The following is a 22,354-nucleotide window of genomic DNA, read 5'->3' on the forward strand; positions in this document are numbered from 1 at the left end:
AGTGCATCTTTGATAGACTTACCGCATGGCAAAGACAGTAGACGATAAAAAGATTATTTACACAATGGATAGGGTTTCAAGAACCCATGGAACAAAACAGGTTTTAAAGGATATAAGCCTTTCTTATTTTTACGGTGCAAAAATAGGCGTTATAGGTTCTAACGGATCCGGTAAGTCAAGCCTCTTGCGTATTATGGCAGGAATTGACGGGGATTATACGGGCGAAGTTTCTTCGGCGCCCGGCTATACTATAGGTTATCTTGAACAGGAGCCACAGCTTCAAAGCGGCAAGACCGTTCGAGAGGTTGTTTCCGAGGGGGTTCAGGAATTGGTAGACCTTCTTGCAGAATTCGACAAGATAAATGAGGCATTCGGCGACCCCGATGCCGATATGGATAAGCTGATGGAAAAACAGGCTAAGGTGCAGGAAAAGCTGGATGCAACCGATGCTTGGAATTTGGACAGCCGCCTCGACCTTGCTATGGAAGCCTTGCGATGTCCGCCCGCCGATCAGGTAATCGATGTGCTTTCAGGGGGAGAAAAAAGACGGGTTGCCCTTTGCAGGCTCCTCCTTCAAAAGCCCGACATTCTTTTATTGGACGAACCTACCAACCACTTGGATGCAGAAACGGTAGCATGGCTTGAAAGGCACCTTCATCAATATGCAGGAACAATTATCTGCGTAACCCATGACCGTTATTTTTTGGATAATGTTGCAGGCTGGATATTGGAGCTTGACCGAGGAGAGGGTATTCCATGGAAGGGTAATTATTCAAGTTGGCTCGATCAAAAACAAAAAAGACTTGCTCTTGAAGAAAAGGGAGAAACGGAACGCCAAAAGGCTTTAAAACGGGAGCTTGAATGGATTGGTATGAGCCCCAAGGGAAGACATGCCAAGAGCAAGGCCCGTATCAACGAGTACGAAAAACTTTTAGCCCAAGGCTCAAAGGAAAAAATAAAGGATTCTCAGATTACCATTCCGCCGGGACCGAGGCTGGGGAACTTGGTTATAGATGTTAAAAATGCCGCAAAGCATTACGGCGACAGAATCCTCTTCGATAAGCTTAATTTTTCGGTTCCTGCGGGAGCCATAGTCGGTATCATAGGTCCGAACGGTGCCGGTAAGACAACCCTCTTTAAGATGATAGTCGGGGCTGCAGGTTTTGAAACCCCGGAAGGAGCCGATCAAAAAAGGCAGATCGTAAAACCAGATGAGGGTGAAATCAAAATAGGAGACTCGGTAAAACTTTGCTATGTTGACCAGACAAGAGAAAAACTTGATCCTAACAAGACCGTTTGGGAGCAGCTTTCAGACGGGCTTGATATTATAAAGCTGGGAGCCTCAGACGGATCTTCCGGTGTGCGCGAGGTAAACTCAAGGGCTTATTGTTCTTGGTTTAACTTTTCGGGACAAGACCAGTCCCGCAAGGTAGGTGTACTTTCAGGCGGAGAGAGGAATAGGCTCAATTTGGCTATGATGCTAAAAGAAGGCGGAAATGTTTTAATGCTAGACGAGCCTACAAACGATTTGGATGTTACCACCCTTCGTGCTTTGGAAGAAGCCCTTGAAAGTTTTGCAGGTTCAGTCCTTGTCATAAGCCATGACCGCTGGTTTTTGGACAGGGTTTGCTCCCATATCTTGGCCTTTGAAGCTGACGGCGAAGTCGTCTGGTTTGACGGCAACTGGACGGAATATGCCGAATGGAGACGCGAAAAATACGGTAAGGATGCCGATACTCCCCACAGAGGCGTTTACAGAAAGCTTGAAAGGTAGCCGGCTTAACCCTATGAAAAGCCCTGCGATGATTATTTTCGATTATGGGAATACTCTTATTTATGAAAAGGAGCTTGATTTAGAAAGAGCCTATAAGGCTCTTTATGCTCAAATTTATAAAAATCCCGATAAAATAGATTTTATTACCTTTTATAAAAAGGGAATGGCTATTTTTGAGAGGGTAAAATCGCGGGCTTTACAAAACGATGTAGAAATACACACTCATAATTTTTATAATTGTCTTTTTCAAATCCTTAATATAGAATTTAACCTATCCTACACGGAGCTGGAAATCCTTTTTTGGGAAGCTCTGGCACCGTGCAGGGCAATGCCCAATATCGAAAAACTTTTGCTCTTTTTGGAAGGCAAAAATATAAGAACTGCCGTCATAAGCAATATTGCTTTTTCGGAAAAAGCCCTGACTGCAAGAATAAATAAATATCTTCCGCAAAACAAATTCGAATTTATAATAGCTTCAAGTGAGTATGGGTTTAGAAAGCCGGATTTACTTCTTTTTGAGGCTGCCTTAAAAAAAGCCCGCCTTTCGGCCGATGAGGTTTGGTATTGCGGAGACAACCCGCGGGCCGATGTCATAGGCTCCGCCTCTCTCGGAATAAAACCTGTCTTATATACAAGCCGTTTTGTCTGTCCCTATGACAACGAAAGCCATATTTCTCCCGATTTTGAATTTACCAAAATAAGCGATTGGAACGAGCTGATAGAACTGATCGAAGGTTAAAATTCTTTACCCTATTGACAAATTTACAATATAGTTCAAAATAGAAAGATGAATAAAAGAATAACCTGGATAAATACTATTATCTTTTTAAGTCTTCTGTTGGCGGCTATTTTTTTTATGCCCCAAAGGGCTCCGGCTACATCGAATTCGGAATCCGATACGGATAATGCCGATGTAAATTTAAGATATCTTGAATCCGTGTACAAACTGCTCCAAGAAAATTATGTCGATGAGATAGACCCCGCCCTTTTATATAAGGGTGCTATGGAAGGAATGCTTAATTCTCTTGAAGACCCTTATACCTCTTATATTTTTAAGGATACGACGGCCGGCCATGATTTGGAGGATACTACAACCGGTGTTTTCGGCGGTATAGGTGTTCATATTACAAAACCGAATGTATCTACCCCTGAGCGTCCTGCCTATGTTGAAGTTGCAAGCCCTATTGAAGGAACTCCGGGTTGGAAGGCCGGACTTCAACCGGGGGACTATATTATCGAAATTGACGAAGTAAAAACCGAAGAGATTACCCAAGATGAAGTTTTAAATATGCTTCGGGGAAAAGAAGGTACTCAGGTTACAATAAAAGTTCTTAGAGGAAAAAACCTAACATTTGATCTTACGCTGACCCGTGCCATAATCGAAGTTCCTACCATAAAATATACAAAAATCGGAAACGATATTGCATATATCCGTTTAATAGAGTTTAACCCCAACTCGGCAAAACGAATAACCGAAGCTATAGAAAAATTACAAGCAGAAGGCTGTACAAAGTTAATCTTTGATTTAAAGAATAATCCGGGAGGTTTGATTACAAGTTCTATTGATGTAGCGAGTATCTTTTTAGAATCGGGTGTTGTGGTTTCGACAAAGGGAAGAGCCCGCAACACAAGCGAAACTTATAATGTCCGCCGATTTGTAAAAAAACTTCCTAAAGATATGCCCATAGTTGTTCTCATAAATGAAGGCTCTGCAAGCGCTTCCGAAATTGTAGCAGGCGCTTTAAAGGATCATAAGAGGGCCTATCTTGTAGGAACCCGTTCTTACGGCAAGGGCTTGGTGCAAAGCGTCGTTCAGCTTAGCGAAAAGGAGCTTGTGAAGATTACAATAGCAAGATACTATTCTCCGAGCGGTGCAAATATAAATAAGCAGGGAATCCTTCCCGACTTGGAAGTTACAAGGCCTAGTTTTACGCCCGATGAAGAAAAGAGCGTACTCGAACTTTTAAAGACTTCTAAAATTGCAAACTTTACGAGGAGCAAGCCTTCTCTTTCAAAAACTGAAATGGTAGATTTTTCTAAAGAACTTGAAAAAGAATACAATGTAAGACATGAGCTTATTTTAAATCTTATAAAGGTTGAATACTACCGCTCTCACGAAAGTCCTGTTATAAATGAAGATGATGAACAGTTGCAAGCTGCAATAGAACTTTTAAAAACAAAGGACGTAAATGCTCTTTGTAAAACTACAAAGACTCTTTTTGAGATGCAGGAAGAAGAAAAAGCTCAAGCTGAAGAAAAGGCAAAAACCGAAGATAAAAAATAATGAAGCAGCTGATTGTTTCCGCAGGGCCGGATAAGGATATAATCCGGCTCGATAAAAAAGATTATAACTATCTTGTTTCCGTGCGGAGAGTTAAAGAAGGGCAGGTCTTAAAAGTTTCTTTAAATGGAGTTAAGCCTGCCTCAGCTGAAGTTTTTAAAATTAATACCGAAAAAAAATATATAGAGCTTAAGCTTTTAAAGGAAGAAGTTGACTTAGATGCCGAACCTTATAAACCCCGTGCAGAAATTATTTTAATGCAATGGCTTATAAAGGGGAATCACATGGATATTGCGGTAAGGCAGGCTGCAGAGGCCGGCTGTTCGCTCATTGTTCCTGTTTTGGGAGAATTTTCCGTTATAAAAAAAGAAAATATAAATCAAACCGAAAGGCGTGAGCGTATTATAAGAGAAGCAAGGCAGCAGTCAGGTTCCATTGTAAATACCAAGATTCTTCCTGCCCAAGAATTGAAGGCGGCTTTGGATTCTGTTTTGGAGTATACGGCGAACAGGAAAACCGCTTTTATAATGCTGAGTGAAAAAAAGGTAGGTTCGTTTAGCTTTTTTGACTGTTTATCGGCCGAGACTGAGGCGGTAGTGCTTGCTATAGGCTGTGAGGGCGGCATAGCTTCTAAAGAAATTGAATTTTTAAAAGAACATAAATTTGGAGAAGTACATTTTAATACAAATGTGCTCCGTGCCGAAACGGCTGCAATTTATTCGATTGCGGCCGCTCAGGTTATAATGGAGGAAAAAGGTGGCTGTAAAAAGAATTAATTTTTTAAATGTTCCGCTTGATGTTTTACATGAAGAAGATATGGAAGAAACCGTGATGTCTCTTTTAAATAAAGAAGGGCCTCAGCAGATTATCTTTATGACCATCTGGGATGTTCTTAGAGCACGCCGCAACGGAGAGTTTAGAAATATGGTTAAAGAAGCGGCTCTTTGTTTGCCGGTTTCAAAAAGCTTGATACGCGGTGCCCGCTTTTTAAAAAAAGATGTCCCCGTAAGAAGGCAGCAGTTTTCGGTAGTTATAGATTTTCTAAACGTAATAGATTCCCACTATAAGAGCCTCTATCTTTTCGGAGGCCGGCAGGAAAGTCTTCTTATCGCCGAAAAAAACGTTAGAAGCACATTTCCGGGGTTACGCTTGGTTGGCCGCTTTGCCGGTTACTATCATAAATCGATGGAGCCCCATATTATTTCGGCTATTTCAAAGGCTGCTCCTTCCGTAGTCATTATAGGAAAGGGAGTCCCCGGCGGGAGAAAATGGATTTACCGCAACAAGGAGCATTTTAATTCCGGAATCTTTATCCGCTATGCAAACCTAATCGATATTTTTTCCAAATTTAAAAAACGCCCCTCCGAAAAACTTTTTAATTCCGGGCGGGATTTTATAATTCCCGTGCTTAAAAATCCTTTTAGAATATTTACTTTTTTCGGTTATATTTGGTATAATATTTTGCTCTTATTTTATAGACTGTTTAGAAAAGATTAGATAGGTAAACTTTATGGAAAACTTTTTAATGAGTGTATCGATGTTTTTTTATAGGGTGCAGGATAAGGTCAGCATGACTATGTCTTTTTTTGTCATGGCGGCATGTATCATCGGCATTGTTCTTGTGCTCTTTTTTGCAAGTACAAAATTAAGAAAAATAAATGCTGTGCTTGCAATAGTATTGTCAACTGCCTTATCCTGTATTCTAATGATTCCGCTGATGACGGCATTTAATTCTTTTGTAAATAAAAAGGTAGTTAACGAGGTAACTGACAGTCAACTTGCCGAAATTGAGGCACGCAAAGCTCAAATAAAACTTCTTGCAGCAAATCAAGAATTAAAAGAAAAGGAAAAAGAAATTCTTGACAATAAAATAAACATGCAAAAACAGTCGATCGAAATAAGCGGCTTAGAAGACAGTTTAAGAGTTTTACAAAATACTCAACTGAACATGCAGAGTTTTAAGGAAATATTGGAGCTTGGATTATTGGAAGCGAATTTAAAACAGACCACCTTGTATCGAAAACAGTTAAGCGGTATTTCGACCGGAATGGGTTTAAAGGCTGATCAATACTATGATGAAGGGCTTGTTATTTTAACTCACGATATCGATGCAAAATTCGGTGTCGATTTAAAAAAGATTAAAATTACCGTATCAAAGGATTTTCCGAATATTCTTTGGATAAAGGATATTCAGCCTAAATTTTTAGGAGCAAGCAAAAACAAGCATGTAAAAGAAGTTGCCGAAATAAGACGGGTCGATATAAAAAACAATATTAAAACATATAATATTTTAAACGGTCAATCCGAGGTAAAAAAAGCAAATCAATATGCAGATCTATGTGAACAAGAATACCAAACCCGTTTAAGTCAGGGCCTTGAAACGAATTTTATGAATGCTGCCGTTTTAAAACTGGCCGAAAATTTTATAAAACTTATTTTAAGTCCTCTAAAAAAAGAAATCAGGTTCGATTCCGGCCTTGACGGAGATACTATGTCATTGGAAGAGTATATCGAAACCGAATTAAAAGAAATCCAAGCAAAACGCTTAGAGCTTGAAGATAGCAATAAAACCCTTGATGCCGAAACTCAAACAAAAGAAAAAGAACTTGAAAATTTAAAATCGAAGATAGGTAACTGAGGCCTAGAAATCGGCGAAACTTTGTAATTATTGAGAACAGCTAGATTATGCCTTGACATATGCTCTTTAAGGAGGTAAAATACAATCAAGGGTAGAGCATGACAGAATCTTCAGGCCGTTTCGAATGGGATAACGAAAAAAACGATATAAATATAAAAAAGCACGGTATTGATTTTGCGGAAATTTTACCTGTTTTTGATGATCCGTATTTTTATGAAATATATGATATAAATCATTCTGTCGAAGAAGAACGCTTTGTGGGAATTGGTACAGTTGACGGAATTCTTGTAGTTGTTGTATGTTATACCGAACGCGGTAAAATACGGCTTATTTCAGCTCGTAGAGCAACAAGATTGGAAAAAGAGGTGTATTATGAAAAAAGAAAAACTATTAACGGCTGAGCGGATTGCGGAAATAACGGCTCGTGAAATTGATTTATCGGATATACCTGAAATTACAAAAGAACAATGGGAAAAAGGTCATTTTAAAAATCAACCGGCTTTAGCGGTATCAATAGATACTGAAAACGGCTATCCGGTTGCAGCACAGGGCTGAAATTCGGGTATACTTTACACACTTCTTCCTTTTCTTTAGAATATAGTCATCTTCTAAAAATTAAAACTTTTTTTTAGAAGGCTTAAATTTAATCTAAACTTAGGAAGACCTTATGAGCACTCTTATTCACGGCTTTGAAATTATAAGCAAAAATCCTTTACCCGAATTTAATGCCGTAGGCGTTTATGCAAGGCATAAAAAGACGGGGCTTGAACTTTATCATATTTTAAACGATGAAGATGAAAATCTTTTTTCATATAATTTTATGACGAGCTCTCCCAATTCAACGGGGGTAGCTCATATTATCGAGCATACGGTTTTATGCGGCTCTAAAAACTATCCGCTTAAAGACCCCTTTATGGTTTTGGCAAAGCAGAGCGTTAATACCTTTTTAAATGCCATGACCTATCCCGATAAGACCGTCTATCCTGCAAGCTCCTTGGTTGAAGCCGATTATTTTAACCTTATGTCGGTTTACGGGGATGCTGTCTTCTTTCCCAACCTTGACGAATGGGCTTTTAAGCAGGAAGGACACCGCTTTGAACTGGACGAAAACGGAAAGATGAGCGTTCAGGGAGTTGTCTTAAACGAGATGAGGGCTAATTATTCCGACTTTGACGGGGTAATGTATGATTGGGCAGCCGCTTCTATTTGTCAGGGAAGTATCTATGCTAAGGATTCGGGCGGCTCTCCCTTGGAGATTCCCGATTTAACTTATGAAGAATATAAGGCCTTTCACAAAAAATATTATCATCCCGTAAACTGCCGAATTTTTTTAATGGGAAATATTCCGACCGAAAAACAGATGAAATTTTTAGAAGAAAAATTTCTTTCTAAATTTGAAGCTGCCGAAAAGCCTCCCTTTGTGCCGCCGATTGAGCCCTATGCCGAGCCCCGCTTCTTTTCGGTACCGGCCCCAGCTGGTGGTCCGGCCCCGGCAGGCAGTCCTGACTCGGCAGATGGTTCTGCAGCCGCCGAAGAGATGACTAAGGATTCCGTAATGCTTAACTGGCTTCTCCCCGAAACTTCGGATACCGAAAAACTTATGCAGGCCTATCTTATAGGAGAGGTTTTAATCGGGCACAGTGGAGCATACTTAAATAAGGTCTTATTGGAATCGGGAATAGGGGAAGACCTTTATCCTTATAACGGAATAGGAAAGAGTCTTAGAAACATCACCCTCACAATAGGAATGAAGGGTATTAAAAAGGGAACGCATGAGGATTTTAAAAAGCTGATTCTTAATGCTCTTGAAGAGCTTGTAAAAAAAGGAATCGACCCTAAGGAGATTGAAACGGCTGTTCATTCCATAGATTTTAGCAACAGAGAAATAAGAAGAAACTACGGGCCCTTCGGTATTAACCTGATGGAGCGTGCTATGGCAGGCTGGACATACGGGGTAAGTCCCGAAAAAACTCTTCAATACACTCCTGTTTTTGAAAAGGTAAAAAAAGACCTTGCCTCCGATAAAAGGTACATCGAAAAACTGATTGAAAAGTATTTAATAAAGAATAAACATCATGCCCTTGTAAGAGTTTACCCCGATGCGGATTTTTGCAAACGCTTGGACGAAAGTCTGGAAAAAAGGGCTGAAAATTTTAATGCAAGTTTAACTGAGGATGCTCGCAGGGCCATGCTCAAAGATCAGGAGAAGATGAACGAGTTTAAACAAAAAAGCGATTCCCCTGAAATGCTCGCCCTTATTCCTCATCTTTCAAAGAAAGACCTGCCTCCGCTTCCGCCTCCGATAGATGAAGAAATCGCCTTTATCGGAAATGTTCCCCTTGTTATGCATGAGCAGCCTACAAACGGGATAGGTTATTTTCAATTGGCCTTTCCGGCAGACGGTTTAAGCGAAGAAGATTATAAATATCTGCCCCTTCTTTCAAGCTGCCTTACAGGAATGGGAACCGAAAACCTTTTATGGAGCGAGGTTTCTTCTAAGCTTGCAAATTTACTTGGAGGCTTTTCGGCAAGTGCAGGTGTTTTTACGGCAAACAAAAATCTTTCTTTATGTAAAAATGCGGATAAGATAAGGCTCTCCGATATAGCCGGAAGAGATTGGCTTTTTATTTCGGGAAAGGTACTCGGCGAATTGATTCCTGAAGCTGTCTGCTTTGTTTTGCAGTTTTTAAACGAAATTTCTTTTGACGATAAAAAACGCTTAAACGATTTGGTAACCCAGAGGAAAAACGATTTTGAAAGTCTCCTCGCCCTTGACGGAAACAGCCTCGCTCTTCTTAGGGCTGGTGCACCCCTGTCCGAAAAAAATGCACGGAGGGAGATGCTTTCGGGATTAAGTCAGCTTAAATTTTTGAGGGAGCTTTATTTAAAAGTTAAAGAAGATAATTCTAAAAAAGCCGACTCCGAAAACGCTGATTCCGAATTGAATAAATTATCAAATAAATTAAGTGCTGTATATAAATCGATTATAAAATCCGGTTTGATTATTGAAGTTACCGGTACAAAAGAAAATCTGGCCGCTTTAAAAAACGCCTTTGAAAAAAACTTAAAAGGCTTTAAGGCTCCCGATAAAACCGATAAGATTGTCTTTGAAAATCCATTTAAATTTAGGCCTTCTGAAAAAAAGAGGTTGGAACTTATTCCGGCTTCTCTTCAAGTAGGCTTTGCAGTTTCGATTTTTAAGGCGGCAGCTTTCGGTTCGAAGGAGCAAGCCTCACAGTTAATCTTGTGTAAATGGCTTTCAAGCGGCCCAATGTGGGAAAAGATAAGAAGCATAGGAGGAGCCTACGGTGCCTTTACCGTTCCTATGTCCTTGGAAGAACTTTTAGCCTTTGTTTCCTACAGGGATCCGAACCCGATAAATTCTCTTTCCGAATTTTTAAACTCGATAGATGAGACATTTAGCCAAGACTTTTCGGAAGAGATGATAGAAAAACTTATTACGGGAAGATACAGCAAGGAGATTATCCCAATGACTCCTGCAGGACGAGGGGCGGCTGCCTTTAGGGATCTTCTTTCGGGTATTTCATATTCCGAAAAAAAAGAAGTAGTTGAAAAGATGCTGGAAACTACGGCTGAGGATTTGCGTAATTGTGCAAAAAAATTATCGGTTCAAAGGGATTCCCTTTCTTCCGTAGTCTTGGCTTCCGATTCGGCTCTTGCTCAAAAGGAAACGATAAAAGAACTTTATCCCGAGCCCCTTCTTTCGGAGAGGGTTTGAGGAAGTCTAAACAGGGCTTTAAGGAATTTTAAATGGGTATTTTAAAAGCAGCTTCAGGCAAAAAAAATCTCCGCCCCTATGTTATAGGGATTGATCCGGGTTTGGCAAATACGGGCTATGGAATTATAAGTTTTTCAAATAACCGCTTTGAGTGTATAGAATACGGCTCAATAAGTACCGAGCCCCATTTACTCCAAGGGATGAGGCTTTTAAAAATTTTCGATAAGGTTTCGGCTCTTATTGAAAAATACAGGCCTAAGGAGGCCGGAATAGAAACCTTATATTTTGCAAAAAATGCGACGAGTGCAATGTCCGTTTCGGAAGCCCGCGGCGTGGTTCTTTTGGCTCTGGCTCAAGGGGGGGTGAGGGTAGGAGAGTATGCTCCCAATTCCATTAAAAAAGCCGTAACGGGTATTGCTCAAGCCGAAAAAAGGCAGGTACAGGAAGCCGTAAAATTGATTTTAGGTCTAAAGGAAATTCCTAGGCCTGATCATGCGGCCGATGCCTTGGCTGCTGCCATTACAAAAATAAATTTAGGAGATGTAGGGGAGGTACAGGCTTATGTTTAACAGCATTTCGGGAATTTTAAGCGGTAAAACAACCGATTCCGTCTATGTTGAAAATTCAGGTATTGAGTGGGAAATCTTTGTTTCGGCCTTGGCCCTCGATGCCTTAGGCACTGTCGGGAAAGAGGTAAAGGTTTATACATGGCTTTATCACAGGGAAGACCAGATGAGGCTTTTCGGTTTTCCCAATCAGGCAGAGCGCTCCTTGTTTTTGGATCTTACAAAGGTTGAGGGGGTAGGACCCCGTCAAGCCTTAAAGATAATGTCGGGGCTTAATTCCTCTTCCCTTGAAAAAGCCTTGGAGGAGGGCGACCTTGATACCCTTCAAAAAGCTCCCGGAGTAGGCAAAAAGACTGCCCAAAAAATGATTCTTGCCTTAAAAGGAAAACTTACCAATCTAAACGAGGTTTCCTCAAAGGGGCAGGCTTCCGTTTCTTGTGAATATGAAGACATCGTTACGGCTTTAACCGAAATGGGCTTTGAACGAAAATCCGTAATCGTCCAAGTCGAAAAAATAGCCGAAGAAATGAAGGCCGCAGGTTCCGATCCTCTTAAGAACGAAGAAGAGCTTTTTAGACGCTCAATCGTCGCTTTGAGCTGAAAAAGACAATAGTTTTATAGTGTTGCTATGGCTTTTAAAATCCTTTAATATATGGTATAATAAAATCATCTAAGGGGGCGTTATGAGTACTTTAAATAGAAAATATAAAGATTCAGTATTCGTTGACCTTTTCAGTGAAGATGAAAAGGCAAAAGAAAACTTTTTATCGCTTTATAATGCCTTGCACGGCACAAATCTACAACTGTCTTGCCCTGTAGAAAATATAAGGCTTGACAATGTTATGTACATGAACATAATAAATGATGTTTCCTGCCTTGTAGACAATAAGATTATTGTTCTTGCCGAACACCAATCCACTATAAACGAGAATATGCCCAGTCAAGGAATATACTTCCGTGTACATTCCTTGACTTCGAGTTTTGAGCACAGCTCAAAACATCGTAAAGCTAAAACCACCGCCATCCGTGGCGGTACTGAAATGACTTTTGCAAATAGACGAGGTAGATACAAGGCACAAACAAAAAACACCCGCAGGCGTGCTTTTTGCACGTCGAGGACTGTTTTTTGTGAAGTAACGCAGTAGATACTCGTATATTTGTAAAAGAGGAGGTAATCAATAGTGTCAGTAGCCGAATACGATTATGATACGGATATTGCAGTACAAAGAGAAGAAAGTCTAAGGATTGGCATGCAACAAGGAATACAGCAAGGAATACAGCAAGGTTTTTCCGATGGGGCGTACCAAAAAGCCATCGAAACAGCGAGGAATTTATTCCGTTTAGGACTGTCAATTGAGAATATAGCAGAAGCTACAGGCCTTGCCAAAGAAGAAATCGAAAGCATTTGAAACCACCGCCATCCGTGCGACGCAGTAGATACCCGAATATGATTATGAAACAGATATAGCTGTACAGCGTGCTGAAGAGCGTGAAATAGCCTTTGCTGAAGGAATTGAGAATCTCTAAAAAATTCAGCTTTTTAGAGGTTCAAAAGTCTATCTCTGCCATAGTTTTGATGTATGGCTGTATATGTGTGCTATTTTTAGAAAGATCTATTCTACACTGCCCGTAATATTTATATTTCCAAGATCAGAGCGGACATTAATTTTGTGCGGATTTTCCGATTGTGCCTTTGCCGAGTATTTTGATATTGTTGTTAAGTTATTGACCCTAATGTTTCCCTGAGTTCGAAATGTTTTATTAAAAGGTTTCTGTTTTGAAAAATCAAAATTTCCGCCGAGCATTATACCTGCCAGTATGCAGCATAATCCCATAAAAATTAAACACAATATCGAAAGAATTTTCTTTGACATACTCTCCTCCATAATTTTTTTAAGTAGTTTTGCAGAAGCAAAACTACTTACTTATCTGTTTTTTTAATCTTTAAACCAATTTAATCCTTAAACCTGATTCTTACCGAACCTATTCCGCCTTTGACGGTTATTGAGTTTTGGGCGATTGAACCGCTTTTTTGTCTGTCGGCTAAAAAGGTTTTTGATTTTTTTCCGTTTATTATAACCTCTCCTAAACCTGCACTTACATCAAAATCATAATCTTTTTCGGCTCCATCTATTTTAAGATCGACTTCGCCTATTCCACCCTTGACTGAGGTCTTACCCAGGGCCGTACCCGAAAAGCTAAATGAGCCGACACCGGATTTTATATCCATATTGTTTACTTTTGAATCCTTAAGGTTTACTTCTCCGACTCCGGCTCTGATTTCGGCATCCTTTGAAATCTTTGCATCATAAATATTTACTTCTCCGACTCCTGCTGCAAGGTTGAATTTTTCTACATTTATTTTGCTGATATTAAGTTCTCCGACTCCGCTCTTTATTTCAAAATTATTAAATACGATATTCCGCGGCAGGCTGATATATATTTTAGGCGAATTATTTTTAAAATTAAAACCAAGATTCTTAAAAAACTTTGAAGGAGTGTTGTCTTCAAAACTGATTGTGTCTCCTTTTTTTTCTACATCGAAATACTTGGGGTTAATGCGCTCAATTTTATATGAGGCTTCATCCGCACGATCGCTTATTTCTATTTTTACCTCTCCGACTTCTGCCTTAAGAAAAAAATTCTTAATTCCTTCCAAACTGATTGTTTCAGCCTTTTTGTACTCATCTCCAAAATACTCGTCCATATCATCCCCCCAAGATTCTATATCGTCTTCCATATCTTCGATACTCTCTGCCGCCGACATAATTTTATTATATGCTCTGTCAATAAAATTCCGTCCATGAATTCTACGCTTAGATCTATAAAAAAATCTTCCGCCTAAACTATAACCTATGCCGACAAGCATAAGTCCCAAAAGAATAATTAAAATTGTCTTTCCTATTTTTTTCATATAAATCCCCTTAACGATGTTTTGTGTAAACTGTTTATCGATTATCTTAATAATTTAATAATCGCAAGTATTATTAAAGCCGGAATACCCAGAACAATTGCACCCGCAAATAAAACCGGTATCAGCCAAAAAACCAGTTTAAATGCAAGAACTAAAATTCCCCCGACAATCCCGAAGACTGCAGCAATAATTCCGAAAACAAAAACAATAATTAAAAAAGCAATTAACATTTTTCCCTCCATAAATTAAATTTTTTTTACCAGCTGCGATATTTTTCTTATAATCGCAGTAACAAAAAGGTATAAAAGTCTGGTAAAACCTATGGCTATTAAAATAGCTCCTATTAAAAGAATGCCTGTACCTAAGTCTACAAAAAGCATACCGAATGCGAATACTGCCAATATACCGCCGCCGAAAACAAGGGCAATAGAGGCAACGCAAAGTCCTACGCATAGAAGAACTATTACTACGGTAAGAATTACGGCCAGCGGTATTGCAATCGGAGCTGCAAAGATTCCGAGGATTGTAAACCATAAGGCTCTTAAGCCGCCCCTTGCAGATTTTCTTGCTCCTTCGGCTTCCTTTATTGCATAGTCCGAAAGAATTTTTGAAGCAATGTGGGCAGGGCTTCTAAGTTCCTTTATTACCGTTTGCTCATTTTCACTTCCTGCCTCATCAAAATATTCTTCATAGAATTTAATTGCTTCCTTTCTATCTTTATAGGGCAGATGCCGAAGCCTGTCTTCAAGCTCTTCAATAAATTCTCTTCTTTTCATTTTATTCTCCTTCCCGAGTACTTATTTTAATTTTTCCGAAAGCAGTGCTGATCTTTATATTGGTATCTGAAGTTTTACTTCCGAGGTTAAGCCTGTCTCCTTTTCCTTCAACATTTTCCCCATTTAGTTTTACCCTGCCTTGTTTAGAAAAAATATTTATATCGTAATTTTCTACTTTATCAGGTAAATTAAGATCCACTGAACCTATCGCAGAATTGATTTTAGCATAACTGTGTAAATTTCCTTGGAATATTATGCTTCCTGCTCCGGTGTTTAATATAGCTTCATTAAAATCGCATTTTTGGAATTTATTCGTTCCCGCTCCTGTATTGAATTTTCCTCTATCCGATTTTAATTCATTTCCCGTTATATTTCCGGCTCCCGAATTTGCATTGATGTAGGAGCTTTCGGTTTTTATAAGCTCAATTGTTCCTGCCCCTGTCGATGCGGAAATATTACCGGCTTTTATGTTTTCAAATTTTATAGCACCTGCCGAAGAAGAAAGCTTCATAGTTTCAATATCAATATCACTTATATTTATAGCACCTGCAGAAGTATTAAAATCTATTTTTTTGTGTAGACCGCTTTTTACTACAAAATTTCCGCATGTTGTGTAGCCTTCAATAACTTCTACATTTACTTCTTCTATTTTTAAAGAACCCATCTGGGAATTAAATTCGAGTTTTTCAAGATGAGTATCTTTGGGAATGTTTATGAGGATTTCTCTTTTGCTTGCATTAAAAGATGTGTTTATGTTAAAATTTTCCAAAAAGGAAGCAAAGCCTTTTTTGCTGAAAAAGAAAACGGGCTTTTCCTTTATTATAAGCTTTCCGTTTTCAATCTTTGCCGAAAAATCATCATCCGCAATATTTTGAGTAGTATACTCAATTTTTTCTTCTTGAGAAGCATTTATTAAAACTTTTGCGGCTGTTATGTTTAAAATAATTTCCGAAATGCTTTCATCGGGAGAAAACTGCTGGGAAACTTGAGTGTTTTCACCCCTATATGAGGTTTTATGAAAATCTATAATCTCCTCTGCAAGTTTTTTAGGTGAGCCGAGTTCTTCAATTGCTGCTTCTTCGTTTTCGGCATCTTCAAAGTATTCTTCATAAAACTCGATCGTATTTTTTCTGTCTTCAGGTTTTAAAACTGAAAGATAAGAATTAAGTTCAGTTAAAAATTGGTCCTTTGTCATCTTTAATCTCCTAAAGGGCTGTTCCCTTAAAAATCTTGTCTATTAATTCCTTATAGGACTTCCATTCTCCAATGTAGAGTTCATGCTGCCTTAATCCCGCAGGCGTTATTTTGTAGTACTTACGGTTCCGCCCGTCGATAGGCTGATCGTAGGTTTCCAAATATCCGCTTGTTTGCAGTCTTTTTAGAACAGGGTATAAGGTAGATTCCGATATTGGAAGAAGGCTTTTGACATCCTGCGTTAATTTGTAGCCGTAAGAATCCGAGTCTTTTAAAAGGGCTAGAACGCAGGCTTCAAGCAAGCCCGTATTTATCGAAAAAATCATCCCGTTAACCTCCTTGTTATATCCGATATTATATAATATTGTTTAGCATATTATTTATGTTTATATATTATATAAAATATAATATTATGTCAAGTATAAATATGAATTTTTTTATAAATTTACTGTAAAAATAATGTGGTCAAGAATTAGTATCAGCGTAATTCCGTATCGGGGATAAGGCTTTTTGCAATGGCTGTAAGGGCTTGAGCTTGGGAGAGAGGGTAGGGCTCTACCGAGTTCCACTCAGGGGCTAGACAGGCTCCCGGTACAAATTGGGCTAGCCTCCATCTTGCAGTTTTGGGCAGGATGGAGGCTATTTTTTTTATTTCATCTTCAAATATGAGGTACGGAGCCAAAACAGTTCTATATTCTACCTCCGTTTTTTCGGTATTTGATTTTAGAATATCTAGGGTTTTTATAAGTGCTGTTTTTGCTTTTTCTGCGGTTGAATCGGTTTTTGAGGCTAAAAGTTCCCCGTACCTTTCAGGTGAAGTCTTTAGGTCGAGGGCTATCATGTCAGGTTTAAGATTGGGAGAGCTTAAAATCTCTTCTATGCGTTCAGGAAAAAGGCCGTTTGTATCTATTTTAACTGCAAGGTTTAAGGACTTGGCTCTTTCAATTAGCTCGAACAAGGCCGGGGACATGAAGGGCTCCCCCCCTGATATTACAAGGCCTGAAATAAGGTCTTTTCTTTTTTCTAAAAACGTATAGATTTCGCTAAGCTCATAATAATCATTGGAGCTTTCAGGATTTGCATTAAAGGAAGAAGGAGAGGCTAGGGCGAGCTCTGCATTGTGGCAGTAGGGGCATCGCATATTGCAGCCGGGCAAAAAAACCGCCGCTGCGACGCGGCGGGGAAAATTAACTAATGTGGTTTTTTGTAAACCTGCAAGCATTAGGCTATTTGTTCTTTTTTTTCTGAAAGGTTTTCCGAACTTGAAAAATTTAAGGAGCCGCTGATGGGCGGGCAATCACAGCCGGACAGAGTTTTTTCAATCCTTTCGTTTTCGGAAGAGAACATAAGCCTATGGTTATATTCTTCCCGTTTTCCTTTGTTCCAGTTGCGGACCGATCGGTAATAGCCTACAATTCTGGCATAAACCTCGGTTCCCGTACCATGAACATTTTCAAGTTCTTTTTTTACCTCTTCAATTTCTGCATTGACTTTTTCAATGTCTCTCATTTTTTCCTCCCAGCTTTCGGAATAAAGCGTTATTTAGCGTTCTATTCCTTATATCGGCCATTCTAACACTATATATAGTGTTTGTCAAGTAAAAAGTAAAAAAAATTAGAGAATTTTTACAAATTTTTCTATTGATGTATATAAAAATGTGTATTATAATATCAATATGAAACCCAAAGAAAAAAAAGAGATTTTTAATTTCTTAGAATACAATAAAAATATTCTCCAGTCCTATGGCGTAAAAAAAATAGGTCTTTTTGGTTCTTATGTACATAATCAACAGAATAAAAATAGCGATATTGATATATTAGTAGAATTCCATGCTGATAAAAAAAATTATAATAACTTTATAAATTTAGTTTATTACTTGGAAGATAATTTGAATACAAAAATAGATTTATTAACCATAGAAAGTTTAAGTCCTTATATTGGTCAGAGAATACTCAATGAGGTTGAATATGTATCGATCAAATGAAGAGTTATTCAAGCATATTTTTGATGAAATTGTTTTTTTGGAATCTGAAACAAGGACCATATCAAAAGAAGTATTTTTAAAAGATGAAAAAACCCAACGAGCTTTTGCACGAAGTATTGAAATTATCGGAGAAGCCGTTAAAAATATTTCAAATGATGTAATAATTAAATATAAAGAAGTTCCATGGAGAAATATTGCCGGTATGAGAGATAAACTCATTCATGGTTATTTTTCAGTTGATTATGAAATTGTGTGGGATGTTGCAAAAAACATTATTCCTGAATTTAAGAACCAGCTGATAAAAATTATGGATACAGAGAAAAAATAAGCAAAATTGTAAAACCTTTTTACAAATTTTTCTCTTGATGTATATAAAAATGTATGGTATATTTTAGATGTACCTTGGGGGAAGTATGTCTGCTTTTGAAAAACTTAGAAAAAACGGAATAAATATTTCGGAAAAAAATATAAAAATTATTGCGGCTAAATATTCCATTAAAGAAATATCGGTTTTCGGTTCTTCTATTCGTGATGACTTTGACACTGATAGTGATATAGATTTATTTATCGAATTTTATAATTCGGAAACTATTTCTTTATATGATATAATTGATATCCAAGAGTATTTTGAAAAAATTACACAACGTCCTGTTGATATTGTTGAACCGGAAGGATTGCGTAATCCATATCGTAGAGAGAATATTTTAAAAACAAAGGAAATACTATATGCAGCTTAATGAAAGAGATAAAAGCTATATATACGATATGTTGACATATTCAAATGAGAAATTGCTTCCAAATCTATACCGGAACTAATTAATTTGCTAAATTCAAAAAAATTTATATGAGTTTCTCAAAACTTATTGACAAAACTCATAATTTATGTAGACTATCTAGCTAGATAACTCGTTATACCATTTGCAGTTAAATCAAATACCGAAAGTGAACCGCAGGGAACGCAAAGCGCTCAAGCTGCGCTTGAGCTTCGCAAAGGAATTTAGGGTTTGGATTATCGCTGATACTAAGTATTACTTTGTAATCAAAATATACCCCCTCTGCGTTCCCCGCGGCCGCTGCGGTTAAATGTCTTGCTTTTGTAAGTACATTAGTGTATAATATATATATTTTGGAGGAAAAATGGCAAAAACAGCAAATCTTTATGCGAGAATTGAGCCTAATGTAAAAGAACAGGCTGAAAGTATTTTAGATTCCCTTGGTATTCCGGCGTCTAATGCAATAAATATGTTCTATAAACAAATTATTTTGCAAAAAGGTATTCCTTTCGACTTAAAACTTCCGGTAAATCATCCTCTTGTTCTAGGATATTTAACTGAAGAAGAGCTGAATATGGAACTGATGAAAGGCTATTCGGATATAAATGAGGGAAATAAAAAAACGGCAAACGAGGTTTTTGATAAGCTTCAAGAGGATTATGGGATATGATCTATAAAATCGAAATTTCCGCCCATGCAGAATCCGATTTAAGAGATATTTACGAATATATTGCTTTTAAGTTATTTTCACCAAAGGCAGCTGCCGCTCAATTAGTGAGACTAAAAGCCGGTATTATGAGCCTTGATCAAATGCCTAAGCGGTTTAGAGCTTATCAAAAAGAACCGTGGTATAGTAAGGGTTTACGCGTTATGCCTGTTGATAAATTTTTGGTTTTTTATATACCGTCCGAATCGGATAAAAAAGTTTATATTATCCGTGTAATATATGGCGGTAGAAATATTGAAAAAGAATTAAACAGCGGTTAAATCAAATACCGAAAGTAAACCGCGAAGTACGCCAAGAGCGCCAAGGATAATTAATGAATATCTTAAAAAGATTCCTAACAAATTCTTAGTGCCCTTTGCGATCTTTGCGGTTAAATTAAGTGAGTGACTATTTACCGACTCAAACATGACTTTTGTCACTGGTAAAGCGGGCAAAAAATATGTAAACTTACAGAAATGTAAGGCAGAAAGTTAAAATGTAAGCTTTAGTAAATGCTTCTTTTAATTTTTTATGATATTATGAACATCGAAAAACTTCAGCTTTTCGATGTTTTCCTTAGATTTATTTGCGATGTTTTTCATAAGTATTTATATATCAATGACTTATGAAAAACTAGTCGGTAATATGTAAAAATCTAACAAGGTTTTTACATATTACCTATAATATGTACAACTTTTTTGGAGGTTTTGTATGAATATTGTACAGGTTAAAAACTTAAAGAAGACCTATCCATTGGGAAAGGTTTTAGTTGAAGCCGTAAAAGGCATCGATTTTGCCATCGAGCAAGGCGAATTCGTTTCAATTTCAGGGCCTTCGGGTTCCGGCAAATCGACCATTCTTAATATGATAGGTTTAATAGATACGCCCTCGGGCGGGGAGCTCATCATAAACAATGAGAGTATTTATAAGGAATCGGATTTTGCTTCTCTTTTAAAAAAGCAAAACAAAAAGGTTAAGGTTCCCAACAGACTGGATAAAAAAATGACCGTACTCCGCCACGAGTATTTGGGCTTTATTTTTCAATCCTTTAACCTTGTTCCTGTTTTAAACGTATACGAAAATATAGAATTTCCTCTTTTGTTTGGAAGAGCAAAAGAGAGTAAAGCAAAACAAACCGAATGGATTAATTATTTAATCGATAAGGTAGGTTTGAACGAATGGAAGCATCATAAGTCTAACGAGCTTTCAGGAGGTCAAAGGCAGAGGGTTGCCATCGCAAGGGCCTTGGCTACTAAACCTCAAATAGTTTTAGCCGATGAGCCTACTGCAAACCTTGACTCAAAGACAGGTATTCAGATTTTAGAGCTTATGAAAGAGGTAAACAGGGAACTTAAAACAACATTTATCTTTTCGACACATGATGCAAAGATTGTAGATATGACGGACCACCGCATTAAGATTTTGGACGGTCAAATCCTCGAAGATATAAAGGTTTCAGCTTAAACTTAGGAAAATTATTATGAATAAGACAATTTTTAAAATGGCGGTAAAAAATCTTTTTGCGAGTAAAGCAAAGATGATTATTACCTTATCGCTTATAGGAATAGGAACTTTTTTGGTTATCCTAGGTTTCGGTATCCTAAATTTTTCATTACAGCAAACTCAAGCGGTTTGTATAAGCGATTTTTCGGGAGATGTTTTAATTACGGGCAAGTCTGAAAAAGACACTGTAATGGTACAACTCTTGGGTGTTTTTCAGACAGTCAGTGTAAGTTTGGATACACCTAAGATGCCCTATTTAATTCCTTTTGAAAAAGTTAAATCCAAGGTTGAAAGCCTTCCTGAGGTAAAAGGCCTTACTCCGTCCGTTTTTGCAAGCGGTATGCTCAAGGCTCTTGATTTACCCGATTCATGGGAAGCCGAAGACAAGAACCGATCCTTTTTTCCTTATGCACAGATTCTAGGAATTGAACCTGAAAGTTATAAAAATCTTTTTGATACGATTAATATTTATGAAGGAGAATATCCTAAAACATCAAACGGTAAGTTTGCTCTGGTTCCGCGTGATTTAAAAGAAAAGTTTGAAAAATATTATGACAGACCCTTAAACTTGGGAGACGAGATTTTGGTAACGGCCTTTGCCGGAAAGGCAAGACAGCAAAAAGTTATCATAACGGGATTTTTTGATTATGCTCATTCCGATACGGCAATAGACGGCATAGCCTACTTTGATGTAGATACAACCCGAATACTTGCCGATATGACCATGGGCGCAAGAGTTGCAGCGGCCATTCCCGATTCCGTCGATTTAAGTCTTTCCGAAAAATCAGAAGATGAACTTTTTGCAGATGATTCGGACTCGGATATTATAGATACAGTGCAAAGCTCAAACACAAAGATTGATTATGAAAATATTTTAGGAAGTACCGAACTGCGCGATCGGCTTAACTTAGCCGACAATGAAGCTTGGCATCATATCGTAATAAAGCTGAAAGACTCTTCAAAGACTCAAAGCGTAATAAGAACCTTAAATGATTGGTTTAAGGAAGAAGGAATAAATGCTCAAGCCTTGGACTGGAAACTCGGAATGGCGATGTATTACAGTGCAATAGAAGGAACAAGAACTCTTTTTATTACAATGCTGGCTATTCTTTCCGTAGTAGTTTTAATTGTCATAATGAATACATTGGTTGTCTCCGTTATGCAAAGAAGCTCCGAGATAGGAACGATGAGGGCCATAGGAGCTAAAAAGGGTTTTGTAAGAAAGATATTTTTTGCGGAATCTTTTTTTATGTCTTGCGTAGGTGTTCTTATCGGCTTGGTACTTGCTCTTATCGCTGCAGCCGTTGTAAATGCCTTTGACATCAGGGTTGGAGATATTCTTTCTGTTATGTTCGGTGGAAAACAGATTAGGGTAAGTATTTCGATCGGTTCTGCCGTTTGGACAATGGCTGCAATGCTTTTAGCAGGTCTTGCAGCAAACTGGTATCCGGTAAGGCTTGCTTTAAAGATAAGTCCTCTTGAAGCAATTAACCGTTAAATAAGGAA

Annotated in this window: 26 protein-coding genes and 1 pseudogene; 19 read left to right on the forward strand and 8 right to left on the reverse strand. The window is 38.1% G+C overall.

Going from position 1 to position 22,354, the window contains the following annotated elements:
• Positions 1 to 25 precede the first annotated feature (25 nt).
• The 12 genes and pseudogenes from ettA to HO345_RS13205 all read left to right on the forward strand — a co-directional run bounded on the left by ettA (position 26) and on the right by HO345_RS13205 (position 12,407).
• Positions 26 to 1,774 carry an energy-dependent translational throttle protein EttA gene (gene ettA / locus HO345_RS04150; protein ID WP_002669676.1) on the forward strand — a complete coding sequence of 583 codons (1,749 nt, stop codon included), beginning with the start codon at positions 26 to 28 and terminating at the stop codon, positions 1,772 to 1,774.
• A gap of 13 nt (positions 1,775 to 1,787) precedes the next feature.
• Complete coding sequence (locus HO345_RS04155) at positions 1,788 to 2,513, forward strand: HAD family hydrolase (protein ID WP_253684085.1); 726 nt, start codon at positions 1,788 to 1,790, stop codon at positions 2,511 to 2,513.
• A 48-nt stretch (positions 2,514 to 2,561) separates the two neighbouring features.
• Positions 2,562 to 4,058 (forward strand): S41 family peptidase, encoded by a 1,497-nt coding sequence (locus HO345_RS04160; protein WP_253684087.1) that lies wholly within the window; start codon positions 2,562 to 2,564, stop codon positions 4,056 to 4,058.
• Positions 4,058 to 4,831 (forward strand): 16S rRNA (uracil(1498)-N(3))-methyltransferase, encoded by a 774-nt coding sequence (locus HO345_RS04165; RefSeq protein ID WP_253684089.1) that lies wholly within the window; start codon positions 4,058 to 4,060, stop codon positions 4,829 to 4,831. Before HO345_RS04160 ends, HO345_RS04165 begins: the two co-directional genes overlap by 1 nt.
• Complete coding sequence (locus HO345_RS04170) at positions 4,812 to 5,552, forward strand: WecB/TagA/CpsF family glycosyltransferase (protein ID WP_253684091.1); 741 nt, start codon at positions 4,812 to 4,814, stop codon at positions 5,550 to 5,552. Before HO345_RS04165 ends, HO345_RS04170 begins: the two co-directional genes overlap by 20 nt.
• A 13-nt stretch (positions 5,553 to 5,565) precedes the next feature.
• A complete protein-coding gene (locus HO345_RS04175; protein ID WP_253684092.1) occupies positions 5,566 to 6,693 on the forward strand; it encodes a hypothetical protein in 1,128 nt (375 codons plus the stop codon).
• Positions 6,694 to 6,791: 98 nt separating this feature from the next.
• Positions 6,792 to 7,094: a BrnT family toxin gene (locus tag HO345_RS04180; RefSeq protein ID WP_253684094.1), complete on the forward strand. Its 303-nt coding sequence runs from the start codon at positions 6,792 to 6,794 to the stop codon at positions 7,092 to 7,094.
• Positions 7,066 to 7,248: a hypothetical protein gene (locus HO345_RS04185; RefSeq protein ID WP_253684096.1), complete on the forward strand. Its 183-nt coding sequence runs from the start codon at positions 7,066 to 7,068 to the stop codon at positions 7,246 to 7,248. Before HO345_RS04180 ends, HO345_RS04185 begins: the two co-directional genes overlap by 29 nt.
• Positions 7,249 to 7,360: 112 nt before the next feature.
• Positions 7,361 to 10,432, forward strand: a complete 3,072-nt coding sequence (locus tag HO345_RS04190; RefSeq protein ID WP_253684098.1) for an insulinase family protein — start codon at positions 7,361 to 7,363, stop codon at positions 10,430 to 10,432.
• A gap of 32 nt (positions 10,433 to 10,464) precedes the next feature.
• Positions 10,465 to 11,001: a crossover junction endodeoxyribonuclease RuvC gene (gene ruvC, locus HO345_RS04195; protein WP_253684100.1), complete on the forward strand. Its 537-nt coding sequence runs from the start codon at positions 10,465 to 10,467 to the stop codon at positions 10,999 to 11,001.
• Positions 10,994 to 11,599 carry a Holliday junction branch migration protein RuvA gene (gene ruvA / locus HO345_RS04200; protein ID WP_002679554.1) on the forward strand — a complete coding sequence of 202 codons (606 nt, stop codon included), beginning with the start codon at positions 10,994 to 10,996 and terminating at the stop codon, positions 11,597 to 11,599. The genes ruvC and ruvA overlap by 8 nt, the downstream gene beginning before the upstream one ends.
• Positions 11,600 to 11,681: 82 nt before the next feature.
• Positions 11,682 to 12,407: pseudogene (locus HO345_RS13205) on the forward strand (hypothetical protein).
• Between the two features lie 204 nt (positions 12,408 to 12,611).
• On the opposite strand, the gene HO345_RS04215 reads toward HO345_RS13205, so the two are convergent.
• The 8 genes from HO345_RS04215 to nrdD form a co-directional block, all read right to left on the reverse strand.
• Complete coding sequence (locus tag HO345_RS04215) at positions 12,612 to 12,872, reverse strand: hypothetical protein (protein WP_253684102.1); 261 nt, start codon at positions 12,870 to 12,872, stop codon at positions 12,612 to 12,614.
• Positions 12,873 to 12,952: 80 nt separating this feature from the next.
• Positions 12,953 to 13,912 (reverse strand): DUF4097 family beta strand repeat-containing protein, encoded by a 960-nt coding sequence (locus HO345_RS04220; RefSeq protein ID WP_253684103.1) that lies wholly within the window; start codon positions 13,910 to 13,912, stop codon positions 12,953 to 12,955.
• Positions 13,913 to 13,953: 41 nt separating this feature from the next.
• The gene (locus HO345_RS04225) at positions 13,954 to 14,142 is read right to left on the reverse strand and encodes a hypothetical protein (protein ID WP_002669623.1); all 189 of its coding nucleotides are present in this window, start codon (positions 14,140 to 14,142) and stop codon (positions 13,954 to 13,956) included.
• Positions 14,143 to 14,157: 15 nt separating this feature from the next.
• Positions 14,158 to 14,688, reverse strand: a complete 531-nt coding sequence (locus HO345_RS04230) for a DUF1700 domain-containing protein (protein WP_253684105.1) — start codon at positions 14,686 to 14,688, stop codon at positions 14,158 to 14,160.
• A gap of 1 nt (position 14,689) precedes the next feature.
• Complete coding sequence (locus tag HO345_RS04235) at positions 14,690 to 15,883, reverse strand: DUF4097 family beta strand repeat-containing protein (protein ID WP_253684107.1); 1,194 nt, start codon at positions 15,881 to 15,883, stop codon at positions 14,690 to 14,692.
• A gap of 10 nt (positions 15,884 to 15,893) precedes the next feature.
• Positions 15,894 to 16,208, reverse strand: a complete 315-nt coding sequence (locus HO345_RS04240; protein WP_002669619.1) for a PadR family transcriptional regulator — start codon at positions 16,206 to 16,208, stop codon at positions 15,894 to 15,896.
• Between the two features lie 152 nt (positions 16,209 to 16,360).
• The gene (locus tag HO345_RS04245) at positions 16,361 to 17,104 is read right to left on the reverse strand and encodes an anaerobic ribonucleoside-triphosphate reductase activating protein (protein ID WP_253684109.1); all 744 of its coding nucleotides are present in this window, start codon (positions 17,102 to 17,104) and stop codon (positions 16,361 to 16,363) included.
• Positions 17,104 to 17,391, reverse strand: a complete 288-nt coding sequence (gene nrdD / locus HO345_RS04250) for an anaerobic ribonucleoside-triphosphate reductase (RefSeq protein WP_253684111.1) — start codon at positions 17,389 to 17,391, stop codon at positions 17,104 to 17,106. Before nrdD ends, HO345_RS04245 begins: the two co-directional genes overlap by 1 nt.
• Before the next feature lie 166 nt (positions 17,392 to 17,557).
• On the opposite strand from nrdD, the gene HO345_RS04255 reads away from it, so the two are divergent.
• The 7 genes from HO345_RS04255 to HO345_RS04285 all read left to right on the forward strand — a co-directional run bounded on the left by HO345_RS04255 (position 17,558) and on the right by HO345_RS04285 (position 22,346).
• The gene (locus HO345_RS04255; protein WP_002673432.1) at positions 17,558 to 17,866 is read left to right on the forward strand and encodes a nucleotidyltransferase family protein; all 309 of its coding nucleotides are present in this window, start codon (positions 17,558 to 17,560) and stop codon (positions 17,864 to 17,866) included.
• Positions 17,850 to 18,194, forward strand: a complete 345-nt coding sequence (locus HO345_RS04260; RefSeq protein ID WP_253684113.1) for a HepT-like ribonuclease domain-containing protein — start codon at positions 17,850 to 17,852, stop codon at positions 18,192 to 18,194. Before HO345_RS04255 ends, HO345_RS04260 begins: the two co-directional genes overlap by 17 nt.
• Before the next feature lie 85 nt (positions 18,195 to 18,279).
• Positions 18,280 to 18,603: a nucleotidyltransferase family protein gene (locus HO345_RS04265; protein WP_253684115.1), complete on the forward strand. Its 324-nt coding sequence runs from the start codon at positions 18,280 to 18,282 to the stop codon at positions 18,601 to 18,603.
• A 400-nt stretch (positions 18,604 to 19,003) separates the two neighbouring features.
• Complete coding sequence (locus tag HO345_RS04270; RefSeq protein WP_010697559.1) at positions 19,004 to 19,309, forward strand: type II toxin-antitoxin system RelB/DinJ family antitoxin; 306 nt, start codon at positions 19,004 to 19,006, stop codon at positions 19,307 to 19,309.
• On the forward strand, positions 19,306 to 19,626 hold the full coding sequence (locus HO345_RS04275; protein ID WP_010697558.1) for a type II toxin-antitoxin system RelE/ParE family toxin: 321 nt from the start codon (positions 19,306 to 19,308) through the stop codon (positions 19,624 to 19,626). Before HO345_RS04270 ends, HO345_RS04275 begins: the two co-directional genes overlap by 4 nt.
• Before the next feature lie 430 nt (positions 19,627 to 20,056).
• Entirely contained in the window at positions 20,057 to 20,809 is a 753-nt protein-coding gene (locus HO345_RS04280; RefSeq protein WP_253684117.1) for an ABC transporter ATP-binding protein, read from the forward strand.
• A gap of 16 nt (positions 20,810 to 20,825) precedes the next feature.
• The gene (locus tag HO345_RS04285; protein WP_253684119.1) at positions 20,826 to 22,346 is read left to right on the forward strand and encodes an ABC transporter permease; all 1,521 of its coding nucleotides are present in this window, start codon (positions 20,826 to 20,828) and stop codon (positions 22,344 to 22,346) included.
• Positions 22,347 to 22,354: the final 8 nt, after the last annotated feature.

It is taken from the genome of Treponema denticola (assembly GCF_024181645.1).
Lineage (GTDB): Bacteria > Spirochaetota > Spirochaetia > Treponematales > Treponemataceae > Treponema_B > Treponema_B denticola_A.